A 13148-nucleotide genomic window follows, 5' to 3' on the forward strand; every position below is an offset into this window, starting at 1 on the left:
AGCAGTATTCTTATATCTGTAATCCTGTTATTTCCGGTTACTTCTAGGAGGAAGAACACGTGAAATGGATGCGTACACCGATTAAGATTTTCGTATTATCAATATGGTTCCTCTGTTTTGAAATGTCTACTGCATTTGCTTTAAATGATACGGGAGAAGTGAGAGTTGATGGATCCTCAACGGTTTTTCCTATTATAGAAGCAGTAGCGGAGGAATATACAAAGGTGCATCCAGACGTGAAAATTTCCATCAGTATTTCTGGAACTGGGGGAGGATTTAATCGTTTCAGTAAAGGAGAAGTAGATATAAATAATGCTTCGAGAGTAATGAAACAAGTCGAGAAAAATGAAATGAAGAAAAACTCTATTCAGTTCACACCTTTTGAGGTTGCTAACGACGGTCTTACGATTGTTGTGAATCGCCATAATACATGGGTAGACGATATGTCAGTAGACGAGTTACGACTACTTTGGAGTGAAGATGGAAGAGAGAAGCGATGGTCACAAATTCATTCAACATGGCCACGTGAACAAGTGAAGTTTTATGCACCAGGCGTAGACTCTGGTACGTATGATTATTTTCAAAATGTCATCTTACAAAATCATCGCATTGTAAAAAAAGTCTCTTTGTCTGAAGATGATCAAGTTATTATGCAAGGGGTAATGAATGATAAACATGCCATTGCTTTTGTAGGATATGCTTATTATATGGCTAATCGAGATAAGGTGAAAGCAATAAAAGTAAATGGTGTATTTCCGACGAAAGAGACCATTCAATCAGGTAAGTATAAGCCGTTATCTAGGCCGCTACTTGCTTATGTGAATAATGCATCTATCCGAAATAAAATGAATGTAGCAAACTATGTTGAGTTTATGATTCAGCATGTCGGTAACCTCGCTGAAGAGGTCGGGTATGTAAAATTACGAAAAGAAAAATACAATGAACAGCTGCGTATGTTAACAGAAATAAAAAGGTAATGTCAGGGTGGAAAGGGGTTTTCATCTTTGGCTCATAATGACAAAAGTCAAATTACATTTTCTGTACAACATTTGATTGAAAGAAATACAAAACAAAGAAAAAAAACGCAGCGAATCAATCGAATAGTGCCTTTATTACTAAAAATAATTGCTAGCGTTTCTATTGTGACGACACTTGGAATTGTTTTTACGCTCTCTAATGAAACAATCATGTTTTTTCAAAAAATATCATTATACTCCTTTTTGACGGAGAAAGAATGGTTACCATTTTTTGAAGACCCTAAATTCGGTATATTACCACTCATATGTGGAACGTTCCTTGTAACAGCAATCGCTATGTTTGTAGCAATTCCTATCGGTTTAGCGTGTGCCGTATTTTTAAGCGAATATGCTTCAAATAGTGCACGGAAAATATTAAAGCCGATGTTAGAGCTATTAGCAGGTATCCCGACAATTGTATATGGTTTTTTTGCATTAACAATTGTTACGCCGCTTTTACAAAGGATTATACCAGATTTGCAGTTTTTTAATGCGATTAGTCCAGGAATCGTTATCGGATTTATGATGATGCCTACAGTTGCATCTCTATCTGAAGACGCGATGAGAGCTGTGGCGAAAGGGACGAAAGAAGCTTCATTAGCACTCGGAGCGACGCGGTTTGAAATGGTAAAACAAGTGGTGTTTCCGTCCGCTTTTACAGGGATTATGGCAGCGATTATATTAGCGGCTTCTCGTGCAATTGGTGAAACGATGATTGTTGTAATTGCAGCAGGATCCACACCAAATGTATCGCTTGATCCGACACATTCAATTCAAACGTTAACAGCCTATATTGTGCAAGTAAGTTTAGGTGATGCTCCGCATGGAACGATTACGTATTACAGCATGTATGCTGTAGGTGCAACGTTATTTTTGTTTACCTTTATTATGAACATCATTTCGCAGTCTATTATGCGCCGTTTTAGGAGGATGACATAATATGCGAATGTTGAATCATAAAAAAATACAAAAAAACATGGCATCACGCTTTTTAAAAGATCGAATTTACAAATTGTTATTTTATATAGCAATTTTATTTTCAATCGTAATTTTGTTTTTGTTACTGTTTCAAATTGTTGAAAAAGGTATAAGTTATCTTTCAATAGATTTCTTTACAAATTTCGCTTCACGTAATCCGAAAGAAGCTGGTATTGCTGCAGCTTTGTCAGGGACAATATTATTTATGAGTATTGTTATACCTGTTTCTTTTATATTTGGAGTTGGAACAGCACTTTATTTAGAGCAATATGCGAAGGAATCTCTATTTAAAAAAATAATAGAGATTAATAATCAAACGTTAGCAGGAGTACCATCCGTTGTATTTGGATTGCTTGGTTTAACTATTTTTGTATATGCTCTTCATTTAGGAGAGAGTATAGTTGCAGCAGCGCTGACGATGAGTTTACTCGTTTTACCAACAGTTGTTGTGGCGAGTCAAGAAGCAATTCGATCAGTACCAAGTGTATTATTAGAGGGTTCTTACGGATTAGGTGCTACGAAGTGGCAAACGATGTATCAAATTGTATTGCCATATGCTTTCCCAGGGATTATAACGGGCTGTACGTTAGCGATATCAAGAGCAATTGGAGAAGCTGCACCACTATTAGTTATTGGGGCACTTGCGTTTGCAAATTATGTTCCATTTAGTATGTTTGATAGATTTACAGTTCTACCAATTCAAATTTTTAATTGGATGAGTAGGCCACAAGAAGAATTTCAGTATGTAGCAGCAGCTGGGATGATTGTTTTGTTAGGTTTGTTGCTATTTATCAATATATTTGTTTTATGGTTACGAAATCGAAAATAAGTTGGAAATGGATGAAAGGGGAATTCAAATGGTAGCAACAGTAGTAAATGTACAGGTGAAAAACGAAGAGAAAATCGAGACTGCGCCAAAGAAGGTAGTATTTGATACGAAAAACTTAAATTTATGGTATGGGGAAGACCATGCTTTAAAAGATATTAATTTAAGTATTCATGAGAATGAAGTTACAGCCATTATCGGTCCAAGTGGCTGTGGTAAATCAACTTACTTAAAAACATTAAATCGCATGGTAGAATTAGTACCGATCGTTCGAACTACAGGTGTAATTGAGTATAGAGAACGCAATATATTTGATAAATCATATCCAGTTGAAGAATTAAGAACGCATGTAGGAATGGTGTTCCAAAAGCCAAATCCATTTCCAAAATCTATTTATGAGAATGTAGCATATGGTCCAAAAATCCATGGTATTCGTGACAAAAAGACATTAGATGAAATTGTTGAAAAAAGTTTACGTGGAGCAGCGATTTGGGATGAGTTAAAAGATCGTTTGTACGATAATGCATACGGTTTATCTGGTGGACAGCAACAGCGTCTATGCATCGCACGCTGCTTAGCTATTGAGCCAGACGTTATTTTAATGGATGAGCCAACATCGGCATTAGACCCAATTTCAACATTAAAAGTAGAAGAATTAATTCAAGAGCTAAAGAAAGATTTTAGTATTGTTATCGTAACGCATAATATGCAACAAGCAGCGCGTATTTCAGACAAAACAGCTTTCTTCTTAAGCGGGGAAGTTGTGGAGTATACAGATACAAACAAATTATTTACGACTCCTTCAGATAAGCGTACAGAAGATTATATTACAGGTCGCTTTGGTTGATATCGTTTCAAAGCTAAGAGCAAGTGCCCTCTTAACAGAGGGCATTTCTTATTTTATCTTACTGTTAATAGAGAACTAATACTTCTCCTTATCTTAAGGTTTATTACAAGCGCAAGAGGCTATGTAGGAGATTTACCCCGCTATTTGCGGGCAGTAAGACCCCCACCTTAAAATTTAGCGAAAGCAAAGAAGTTAGGGAGGGGATCTTGCTGCCTATCAAATCCCGATTGATGAGGGTTGATTAAAGTTTCACTTTTATATAATGGCACATAATATTGAGGGGGAAGAAAAATGGTAAGAGAACAGTTTCAAGGTGATTTAAAAGCGTTACAGCAAAAGGTGATCGAGCTTGGAGAATTAGCAAATGCGGCTTTATTGATGGCTATGGAAGGTCTGCATACAAGGGATGTAGAGAAAGCGTTAGAGGTCATTGATGGTGATTACCGCATGGATAATTTAGAAGAGGAAATAAACGATCTTGCGCTTATGCTCATTACGAAGCAGCAACCTGTAGCAAGTGACTTAAGAAGGATTTTTATTTCAATTAAAACAGCGACAGATTTAGAGCGTATTGCAGATCATGCTGTTAATATTGCAAAGGCTACAATTCGTCTTGGGGAAAAAGAAGTGGCTGTTAGTTTGCACAACCTGGATGAAATGTTTGCGGTTGCAAATGAGATGTTGCATTTAGCGTTAGAAGCATATGAACAAGAAAATTTAACTTTTGCGAAACAAATTGCTGAAATGGATGATTCCGTTGATGAAATATATGGAAAAGCAATTCGTGAGTTTATATCGTCGGTTCCGGAACAACCAGAAGCAATTACGCAAATTACACAATTATCATTTGTCGCGAGATATATTGAGCGTGTAGCAGATCATATTACAAATATTGCTGAAAATGTCTTTTATTTAGTAAAAGGAAAGCATTATTTATTGAATGAGTAGGAATAAAAGCAGGTGATGAGAAATCACCTGCTTTTTTTAGTCAAAACATGACAAAAAAAGCTCGTTGTTTCCTTTAGTTTATGATGATAAGATGTATCATAATGTAATGGAAAAATTAGTATATATGTTTGTCGTTAATAAGTATTATTTACCAATTTATAGTAAGCGCTTTCTTGTTGTTTGAAACATACGTTTTTATAGGTGAGAAATTTAATTATATGGTCTTCTAAATGAGGATTTGTTTAACTAATCAAGTTTATGCTGCTAGTTCATGTGGGATAGGGAATATACATATGGTATATGGAGTTACTGAACATTATATAAGTGGAGGCTGAAGTATATGAAGGGGGTTATTTTAGCTGGAGGAAAAGGAAGACGCCTTAGACCATTAACATGCAATACTCCAAAGCCGATGTTACCATTATTAGAAAAACCAGTTTTAGAATATAATATTGAGTTATTACGTCAGCATGGTATTCGTGAAATTGCAATTACTGTTCAATATATGAGTACGACCATTAAGCAATATTTTGGTGACGGTAGTAAATGGGGAGTTAACTTGTATTATTTTGAAGACTCTCCTCCGCTTGGCACAGCAGGGAGTATTAAACAAGCAGAACAATTTTTAGATGAAACATTTGTTGTGATAAGCGGGGATGCATTAACTGACTTTCAATTATCAGAAGGAATTAGGTTTCATGAACAAAAGAAAAGAATGGTAACAATGTTTGTGAAAGAAGTAGAAAATCCACTCTCATTTGGATTGGTTGTAATGAATAAAAACCAGGAGGTTACACGATATATAGAAAAGCCGGGCTGGAATGAGGTAGTATCTAATGTTGTGAATACAGGCATATATATTATGGAGCCAGAAATCTTTTCTTACATACCGCCTAGGCAATTTTTTGATTTCAGTCATGATGTGTTTCCATTATTGGCAAACAAAAATTTGTTATTCGCATATTTGTCAGAAGGTTATTGGTTAGATATCGGCACATTTAATCAATATCGACAAGCACAATTTGATTTGTTAACGAAAAAGTTACAAGTACCTATTCCTTATACAGAAGTATTACCTATGGTATGGATGGGGGAAGGGGTGACGATTGGTAAAGGGACGAAAATTCATGGCCCCTCTTTTATTGGAGAAGGAGCAAAGATTGGTACAGGAGCTGTAATTGAGCCATATTCTATTATTGGGAAAAATAGTATCGTTTCAAGTTATTCTCATCTTCAAAAAAGTATTGTTTTTGCGAATGCCCACATTGGGAAGTATTGTGAACTATTAGAAACGACAATAGGAGAGCGTACAATAGTTGAAGATGATGTTACACTGTTTCAAAAAAGTGTTGTAGCGGATCACTGTCATATCGGGAGAAGTACGGTAATTAAGCAAAAAGGAAAACTATGGCCTTATAAGGCGATTGATAGTCATTCGATAGTAGGAGCGGCTGGTATTCAAGAGAGTGAAATGAGTGCAGGGTGGTTACAAAAAAGCCGCATTGTAGGAAGAGGGAATGTTGAAATTACTCCCCAGTTTATCGTGAAGATTGCGATGGCGTATGGTTCTCTTTTTGAAAAAGGAGAAAGTATATTAATTGGAAGTCAAGAAAATATAGAAACAACCTCTTATAAAAATTTATTTTTACATGCTATTCATGGTATAGGGATTCATACGATGGAATGTAAAGAAATGAACGAGTCACTTTTTCAATATAGTGTTCATCATTTGCAATGTGCAGGTGGTGTTTTCATTCAAGTGGAGAATGAGAATGAGATTGTTATAAAGTTATACGGTCAAGCTGGCATGCCGTTAACGTATAAGCAGCAAAAAGAGATAGAACAAATATATATGTCCGAATTGTTTTATTACGTGCAGGAGAAAGAAATGGGGCGTAATAAGCTCGTTCATGTTTCTATGAATGAGTATATAGAAGTTATATTGGAGCATATTGATATCGAGAAAATACAGATGCAGAAGTTTCATCTTCTTATTAATAAGAGAAATGATACGTTGCAACATTTACTTATGCTCTTTCTGCAAAGACTTGGTTGTACAGTTACATGGATTTATGCAAGCGAACAAAAAGATCATGTGAAAGCTTTGATGAAATCAAGTAAAGCGAATATGGCTCTTATGTTTTCGGAGAAAGGAAATCATTTCGAGTTATACGATAAACATAGTAATATTTACCAAGGTACAGATTTTGAAGAGGTAGATATTCCAGATTTCTTGCTCGAATCGACAGGAAATATTTACCCAATGTCTTTGAAGTTAGGAGAATGTTATCTTCTATTTTATACGCAGGATGAAAGAAAATCGTTTCAAGTGAGGTGGAAGCGAGATATTTTATATCGGATTGGAAAATTATTCGAGCTAATAGCATTGCAAGGAAAAACGTTTCTCAGCATAGTAGAGCAATCACCTCCGCTCTATTTACTTTATGATGAAGTGGTATGTTCATGGAATGAAAAAGGGGAAATTATGAGGAAATTATTGGATGATATAGAAAGGAAGGGAGAAGGGATATTTGAAGGAGTGCAGTTCAAATATACTGAAAAAGAGTGGTCTTATATCGTTTCTGACATAAAACAACCAAAATTTTTGGTGTATTCACATGCTAGAAACCCAGTAATAGCAAGGGAAAATATGAAAAATCTTATAGAAAAAATTAGACAATATCAAAAGGTGTAGAATTTTTATTTTAAAAGTGGTATTATAGTATAGTCTGATTTAAGTTATTAGTACTGGAGGGAAATAAGAATGCGTGTGAATATTACTCTAGCATGTACAGAATGCGGAGATCGTAACTATATCTCAAAGAAAAATAAACGTAACAACGCTGAGCGTATCGAGCTTAAAAAGTATTGCAAGCGTGACAAGAAGTCTACGTTACACCGTGAAACAAAGTAAGCAGTAGGAATATTTTCCTACTGTTTCTTTTTTTATTCGATTCCTATGTTAAAAGTGATACACTATCAGCATAGAGTAAAGTGTCACTGTAAGGGGGAGAATGTGTGAAAGCAGAGAAAGTACGTTTGCGTAAACAAATAATAGAACACATGAATTCTTTATCAGAAGAACAGTATACAACTTTATCAGAACAGATTGCATTTTCGTTGTATGCGCAAAAAGAGTGGGTTGAAGCTAAAACAATTGGAATTACTCTTTCAATGGAAAATGAAGTGAATACATATCCTATTATCGAAAAAGCTTGGGAAGAAGGAAAGAAAGTTGTAGTTCCTAAGTGTAATAAAGGAACAAGAACGATGTCCTTCCGGCAAATTAATAATTTTGATCAATTAGAAACGGTGTATATGAATTTACGTGAACCGATTCCCGGGCTTACGGAAGAAGTGAATATGGATGAAATTGATCTTCAAATTGTCCCAGGCGTAGCTTATACAGAACGAGGAGAGCGAATTGGGTACGGCGGTGGCTATTATGATCGTTATCTCGTGCATTATAAAGGGAAAACGCTGTCATTAGCGTATGATTTTCAAATGGTAAAACACATTCCGGTAGAGCCATTTGATAAAAACATAGAAAAAATTATTACAGAAAAAGGAACACTGCTTACAAATAAGCTTGTATAGACAAATAAAAATTGACGAGACTTTTTCTTCTTGATTATAATAAAATATGTGAACGTTTTCTTATTATAATTTTTTATAGTAAGTGAGCATAGAGGGTGATGAAATGGTATCTATTTATGATATTCAGCAATTGCTAAAGAAATTTGGTACGATTATTTATACGGGAGATCGAATTGCAGATTTACAATTAATGCAAGATGAATTGCGTGAATTAAATCAATCACAGCTAATCGATCCACAAGACTATCAAACAGCTTTATTTTTATTGAAGCAAGAAATTCAAAAAGAGCTAAATAAGAATTAGATAAAGGTAGGTAAGCAACATGGAAGAGAAATGGTTAGTTGGTGTTGACCTTGGTGGTACAACGATTAAATTAGCATTTATTAATGTGTACGGTGAAATTTTACATAAGTGGGAAATCCCTACGAATACAGGTGAGCAAGGAAAACATATTACACTTGATGTTGCGAAAGCAATTGATAAAAAGCTAGAAGAATTAGGCGAATTGAAGAGCAAGTTAATTGGTATTGGTATGGGAGCTCCTGGTCCTGTACATGTGGCGTCTGGAATGATTTATGAAGCGGTTAATTTAGGATGGAAAAACTATCCGCTAAAAGATTTATTAGAAGTAGAAACAGGATTACCTGTTGTTATTGATAATGATGCAAACTTAGCAGCGCTTGGTGAAATGTGGAAAGGTGCTGGTGAAGGTGCAAAAGATTTAATCTGTATGACACTTGGTACGGGCGTTGGTGGTGGTGTAATCGCCAATGGTGAGATTGTACACGGCGTGAGTGGTGCTGCTGGTGAGATTGGACATATTACAGTCGTTACAGAAAATGCTTTCCCATGTAATTGCGGGAAGTCTGGTTGCTTAGAAACAGTAGCATCTGCGACAGGTATTGTACGTGTTGCTATGCAAAAAATACAAGAGACTAATAAAGAGAGCATGTTGCGTTCTATGTTAGCTGAAGAAGGACGTATTACATCAAAAGATGTCTTTGAAGCACTTGGACAAGGTGATGAATTAGCAGGTGAAGTAGTAGAAAAAGTAGCCTCTTATTTAGGATTAGCTGTAGCGAACCTTTCTAGTACATTGAACCCAGAGAAAATTGTTATTGGTGGAGGCGTGTCTAAAGCTGGAGATGCGCTATTAGAACCAATTCAACGCTATTTCGAGCAATACGCTTTCTCACGTGCTGTAAAGAGCACGAAGTTAGCTATTGCAACACTTGGTAATGATGCAGGTGTTATCGGAGGAGCTTGGCTTGTAAAAAAGCACAAATACGAAGCGAAGATGATATAAGTTGTGAAATATGAAAAGAGGAAGGGGGAACCCTTCCTCTTTTTGTGTGAAATCTCGATGAAGAATAAAGTGTAAACGAATTAAGCTGCTGGTGGATACCCGTTATATAGAACAGTCATGATCGTAAACCATCCGAAAACGAGTACAGTTGCAATTGCAAAGCCGCTCGCGAAAAAGTTTTTTTCACGAAGTGTTCTAAGCGTAGCAAATACAGCTAACAGAGTGACAAGTGTAAAAATAATAACAAGGCCCATACAATATCCTCCTCTGTCTACCCATTTCTTATTATGAGTTTTTGGAATATTTACTCTTTTATATTGTACATGTTTTAAAAATGATTGTCGAGATAGCATCCTTTCTTTTCCTCAGAGAAAGAAATGTTGTATCATTAAAAGTAAGTTTAATAACTGGAGGAGATTTTCATATGAAATGGATACAAATGCCGTTAGGCCCATTACAAACAAATGCTTATATTTTAATGAACGATCAAAAAGAGTGCATTATCTTTGACCCTGGTCATGAAGGTGAAAAGCTCGTTACATATTTACAAGAAGAACAATTAAAACCATTAGCTGTTTTATTAACACATGCTCACTTTGATCATATCGGTGCTGTTGATGCGGTAAGAGACACTTTTCATATTCCTGTGTACGTACATAAAGAAGAAGCAGATTGGTTAGGAGATGCAACTGTAAACGGCTCTCAAATTTTTATGATGAACCGCAGTATTACAGCAAAACCAGCGGATCATATTATTGATGCAGAAGGTACATTAACAATTGGATCATTTAATTTTGAAATTTTTGAGACACCAGGACATTCTCCAGGAAGTATTTCTTATTATAGTAAAGAGGCGAATGCTGTATTCTCAGGAGATGTATTGTTCCAAATGAGCATTGGAAGAACAGATTTACCTGGTGGAAGTTTCGCTGAATTAATTGGAAGTATTGAAGAGAAATTATTTGTATTACCAGATGAAACAGCGGTTTTATGTGGACATGGTCCAGAAACAAGCATTGGCTTTGAAAAAGAAAATAATCCGTTTTTACAATAAGGAGTCATTATGGGAATGGAGCTCATTTTAAGAGAATGGATGGGGAAAGAAAAGGATTATTCAATTTCATATAGTACGTATATGAACCTTGTATTGTATACAGAAGGTCATGGATATTATATGAAAGAACGTGAAAAGATTGGAAGACAAGGGGATTTTTTTACAAGTAGCAACGTATCCTCTGTGTTTGCAAAAACTTTTGCTAAACTTTTTATTCGTCTTGTTGAAAATGGTGAAGTTGCTCCGAATATTTGTGAAATTGGCGGAGGAACAGGGAAGTTTGCCTATGATGTTTTACAAGAATGGAAGCAATTATCTCCAAAAACCTTTATTGATTTAAACTATTCAATGATTGAAGTGAGCCCTTTTCATAGAAAATTACAGCAGGAGCACCTTGGCTCATTTTCTAATGTATCGTACTATACCTCCTATAGTGAAATGGGAGATTCTTTCGAGGGAATTCTTTTTTCGAATGAGTTGTTTGATGCATTTCCTGTTGAAATAATTGAGAAAAGAAATGGTATGTTGTATGAAGTACGTATTACATATACAGAGGAAGGAAACCTTTCAGAAGTATGTAGGCCGTTAGATAAAAGAATTGGTCGCTATTTATTGAAATATAATATTTATATTGCTGAAGGGCAACGTTTTGAAGTACCAATTGTGATGGAGGAGTATATAAAAGAAATTGCGAAATGGTTTCAAAAAGGTATATGTATTACAGTTGATTACGGATACACAAAAGAAGAATGGATGCATCCAGCACACCGTGAAGGAAGTTTGCGAGGGTATTATCAGCATAAGCTAATACGTAACCCACTAGCGCATCCAGGTGAAATGGATCTTACTACTCATATTCATTGGGACGAGCTAAAGGAGATGTTTAGTATGCAAGGAATGAGTGCAGTATGGCATAAGAAACAATCTGAGTTCTTGTTAGCTGCAGGGATATTAGAACAGCTTACGAGCCATCAAGATATGAATCCTTTTTCTGAAACGCAAAAACAAAATCGAGCCGTTCGTTCTATGATTTTGAATGGAGGAGTAGGGAGTGCATTTGATGTTGTTATACATACAAAAGATATGCAACATTTACATTTGGATCGATATGTAACAATATAAAAAACAAGACACAGTATATACTGTGTCTTGTTTTTTAATACGACTTATGTAGTATTATATATTTCCTCTCATGATATATATTTATATTAAAGATATGAGATGAAAAATATAGAATACGTTCTTTTTCTTCGATTATTAGTCCCTAACCTAATAATACGCGAACGAGTTGAATGATTGTTTCATTCTCTACTTTGTAATAAATTTCCAATCCTTTTCTTTCACTAGAAACGATTTTAGCGCTTTTTAATTTTGCTAAATGCTGTGAAATTGTAGATTGTGGCATGTTTAAGCCAGTATACATTGTAGAAACGTTGCTTGGACCGCGCTCGATTAATCCTTTTACGATACATAAACGAACAGGATGAGCTAGCACTTTTAATAATTCTGCATTACTTTCATATAGTTCTAATTCTTTTTGAAAGGTTTCTAACATGTTCTTTTCCACCTCCGTGTGAGCTATTATACCATACTATACATACCAAAAATTTAAAGAAAAGAAAATAGTTGTTGCAGAAAAAAAGTCCTAAAGTAAAGAAATTGTAAGAAAAGAGACCCTGATGTAAATAAAATAGGTAAATTAGCATGTTTTTGTAAAATGACATTTTTGGGTGAAAATTTCGATGCGTTTTAAAAATTGAAAGATATAGATATATTTGTAACACAATTTTATCATGATTTTCTTATTCTTTCAAATGAATATACGAAATTTTTAAAATAATATGACAAAGGAATTATAATGATATATATAGAATATAAAACAGGTTAAAAGAAAAGAAGCTGAATGTAATTCGCTTCTTTATGGTGATAATGAAATATTTGCTTACGGCTGATAAATCTTAGGATGATCAAGTCATTAGTCATTTATTCTAAAATTCATCTTTTAGCAACGTTAAAAACCTGTGATTCCATATGTTCTCATAAAAATCAATTGTCTCTTTTGCGGACATAAAAGGATTATTCAACGTAGAGGTTGTTTTCTGTACCATAAAGTTTTCGTATCCTAGTCCGTGGGCAAACTTAATCGTAGCATCCATACAGTACTCTGTTTGGGCGCCACAAAATTCAATGCAATTTACAGATAATTGATCTAAAATTTCTTTTAAGTTTGTTTTATAAAATGAATTTGCATGTGTTTTTCTTACAAAAAAATCTTGTTCTTGAACATCTAGATCGGTATGAATAGCCCAAAGTTCTTTCTCGGGTACTAAATCATCATCACAATGTTGAACAAAAAGGATTGGTTTATTTAATTTTCTGTATGAATAAATTCTTTTATTTACTTTTGTTAGTAAGTTCTGTAAATCAAATAAATGCTCCTCGCTATAACATACGCCATTTTGTAAATCGATAACGATTAAAATATCTGAACAAATATCCATTATTTTCACCCCTTTTTATTTCTTAATATATCAATTAATCCATTATTTAGAAATAGATGATATACTTTTATTTT

Annotated in this window: 15 protein-coding genes; 12 read left to right on the forward strand and 3 right to left on the reverse strand. The window is 34.8% G+C overall.

The features are described from left to right. The first annotated feature begins 59 nt into the window (after nucleotides 1-59). The 10 genes from AC22L0_RS15365 (at nucleotide 60) to glcK (ending at nucleotide 9519) form a co-directional block, all read left to right on the forward strand. Nucleotides 60-977: a PstS family phosphate ABC transporter substrate-binding protein gene (locus tag AC22L0_RS15365; RefSeq protein WP_000871823.1), complete on the forward strand. Its 918-nt coding sequence runs from the start codon at nucleotides 60-62 to the stop codon at nucleotides 975-977. Between the two features lie 27 nt (nucleotides 978-1004). Next, nucleotides 1005-1955 carry a phosphate ABC transporter permease subunit PstC gene (gene pstC, locus AC22L0_RS15370; protein WP_000940914.1) on the forward strand — a complete coding sequence of 317 codons (951 nt, stop codon included), beginning with the start codon at nucleotides 1005-1007 and terminating at the stop codon, nucleotides 1953-1955. A gap of 1 nt (nucleotide 1956) precedes the next feature. Beyond that, nucleotides 1957-2823: a phosphate ABC transporter permease PstA gene (gene pstA / locus AC22L0_RS15375; RefSeq protein WP_001242557.1), complete on the forward strand. Its 867-nt coding sequence runs from the start codon at nucleotides 1957-1959 to the stop codon at nucleotides 2821-2823. Between the two features lie 28 nt (nucleotides 2824-2851). After that, entirely contained in the window at nucleotides 2852-3667 is an 816-nt protein-coding gene (gene pstB, locus AC22L0_RS15380; RefSeq protein WP_087967308.1) for a phosphate ABC transporter ATP-binding protein, read from the forward strand. A 291-nt stretch (nucleotides 3668-3958) separates the two neighbouring features. Then, nucleotides 3959-4615, forward strand: a complete 657-nt coding sequence (gene phoU / locus AC22L0_RS15385) for a phosphate signaling complex protein PhoU (protein ID WP_000251243.1) — start codon at nucleotides 3959-3961, stop codon at nucleotides 4613-4615. A 340-nt stretch (nucleotides 4616-4955) separates the two neighbouring features. After that, nucleotides 4956-7310, forward strand: a complete 2355-nt coding sequence (locus AC22L0_RS15390; RefSeq protein ID WP_000679343.1) for a sugar phosphate nucleotidyltransferase — start codon at nucleotides 4956-4958, stop codon at nucleotides 7308-7310. Between the two features lie 69 nt (nucleotides 7311-7379). Next, on the forward strand, nucleotides 7380-7529 hold the full coding sequence (rpmG, locus tag AC22L0_RS15395) for a 50S ribosomal protein L33 (protein WP_001265616.1): 150 nt from the start codon (nucleotides 7380-7382) through the stop codon (nucleotides 7527-7529). A gap of 104 nt (nucleotides 7530-7633) precedes the next feature. Further along, on the forward strand, nucleotides 7634-8212 hold the full coding sequence (locus AC22L0_RS15400) for a 5-formyltetrahydrofolate cyclo-ligase (protein WP_000642751.1): 579 nt from the start codon (nucleotides 7634-7636) through the stop codon (nucleotides 8210-8212). 103 nt (nucleotides 8213-8315) lie between these two features. Next, nucleotides 8316-8516, forward strand: coding sequence for a YqgQ family protein (locus AC22L0_RS15405; protein ID WP_000253699.1), 201 nt, complete (start codon nucleotides 8316-8318; stop codon nucleotides 8514-8516). Between the two features lie 19 nt (nucleotides 8517-8535). Next, nucleotides 8536-9519 carry a glucokinase gene (gene glcK / locus AC22L0_RS15410; RefSeq protein ID WP_000391701.1) on the forward strand — a complete coding sequence of 328 codons (984 nt, stop codon included), beginning with the start codon at nucleotides 8536-8538 and terminating at the stop codon, nucleotides 9517-9519. An 80-nt stretch (nucleotides 9520-9599) separates the two neighbouring features. Here glcK and AC22L0_RS15415 read toward each other — a convergent pair whose 3' ends face one another. Beyond that, nucleotides 9600-9773, reverse strand: a complete 174-nt coding sequence (locus tag AC22L0_RS15415; RefSeq protein ID WP_000524852.1) for a DUF2759 domain-containing protein — start codon at nucleotides 9771-9773, stop codon at nucleotides 9600-9602. A gap of 170 nt (nucleotides 9774-9943) precedes the next feature. Here AC22L0_RS15415 and AC22L0_RS15420 point away from each other — a divergent pair, with 170 nt between their 5' ends. Together AC22L0_RS15420 and AC22L0_RS15425 are read left to right on the forward strand one after the other, a co-directional pair. Next, nucleotides 9944-10573 (forward strand): MBL fold metallo-hydrolase, encoded by a 630-nt coding sequence (locus tag AC22L0_RS15420; protein ID WP_000871233.1) that lies wholly within the window; start codon nucleotides 9944-9946, stop codon nucleotides 10571-10573. 9 nt (nucleotides 10574-10582) lie between these two features. Next, entirely contained in the window at nucleotides 10583-11695 is a 1113-nt protein-coding gene (locus AC22L0_RS15425) for a class I SAM-dependent methyltransferase (protein WP_061654478.1), read from the forward strand. 142 nt (nucleotides 11696-11837) lie between these two features. On the opposite strand, the gene AC22L0_RS15430 is transcribed toward AC22L0_RS15425, so the two are convergent. Then, nucleotides 11838-12128 (reverse strand): ArsR/SmtB family transcription factor, encoded by a 291-nt coding sequence (locus AC22L0_RS15430; protein ID WP_000894377.1) that lies wholly within the window; start codon nucleotides 12126-12128, stop codon nucleotides 11838-11840. 433 nt (nucleotides 12129-12561) lie between these two features. Continuing rightward, nucleotides 12562-13074, reverse strand: coding sequence for a cysteine hydrolase family protein (locus tag AC22L0_RS15435; RefSeq protein WP_000350341.1), 513 nt, complete (start codon nucleotides 13072-13074; stop codon nucleotides 12562-12564). Nucleotides 13075-13148 lie beyond the last annotated feature (74 nt).

The organism is Bacillus sp. LQ01, from assembly GCF_057624735.1.

Bases quoted from the DNA above. Each gene is read 5' to 3' on its own strand.
- pstA (WP_001242557.1), top strand. From the start codon at position 1,957: ATGCGAATGTTGAATCATAAAAAAATACAAAAAAACATGGCATCACGC.
- pstB (WP_087967308.1), top strand. From the start codon at position 2,852: ATGGTAGCAACAGTAGTAAATGTACAGGTGAAAAACGAAGAGAAAATC.
- phoU (WP_000251243.1), top strand. From the start codon at position 3,959: ATGGTAAGAGAACAGTTTCAAGGTGATTTAAAAGCGTTACAGCAAAAG.
- AC22L0_RS15390 (WP_000679343.1), top strand. From the start codon at position 4,956: ATGAAGGGGGTTATTTTAGCTGGAGGAAAAGGAAGACGCCTTAGACCA.
- rpmG (WP_001265616.1), top strand. From the start codon at position 7,380: ATGCGTGTGAATATTACTCTAGCATGTACAGAATGCGGAGATCGTAAC.
- AC22L0_RS15405 (WP_000253699.1), top strand. From the start codon at position 8,316: ATGGTATCTATTTATGATATTCAGCAATTGCTAAAGAAATTTGGTACG.
- glcK (WP_000391701.1), top strand. From the start codon at position 8,536: ATGGAAGAGAAATGGTTAGTTGGTGTTGACCTTGGTGGTACAACGATT.
- AC22L0_RS15415 (WP_000524852.1), bottom strand. From the start codon at position 9,773: ATGGGCCTTGTTATTATTTTTACACTTGTCACTCTGTTAGCTGTATTT.
- AC22L0_RS15420 (WP_000871233.1), top strand. From the start codon at position 9,944: ATGAAATGGATACAAATGCCGTTAGGCCCATTACAAACAAATGCTTAT.
- AC22L0_RS15425 (WP_061654478.1), top strand. From the start codon at position 10,583: ATGGGAATGGAGCTCATTTTAAGAGAATGGATGGGGAAAGAAAAGGAT.
- AC22L0_RS15430 (WP_000894377.1), bottom strand. From the start codon at position 12,128: ATGTTAGAAACCTTTCAAAAAGAATTAGAACTATATGAAAGTAATGCA.
- AC22L0_RS15435 (WP_000350341.1), bottom strand. From the start codon at position 13,074: ATGGATATTTGTTCAGATATTTTAATCGTTATCGATTTACAAAATGGC.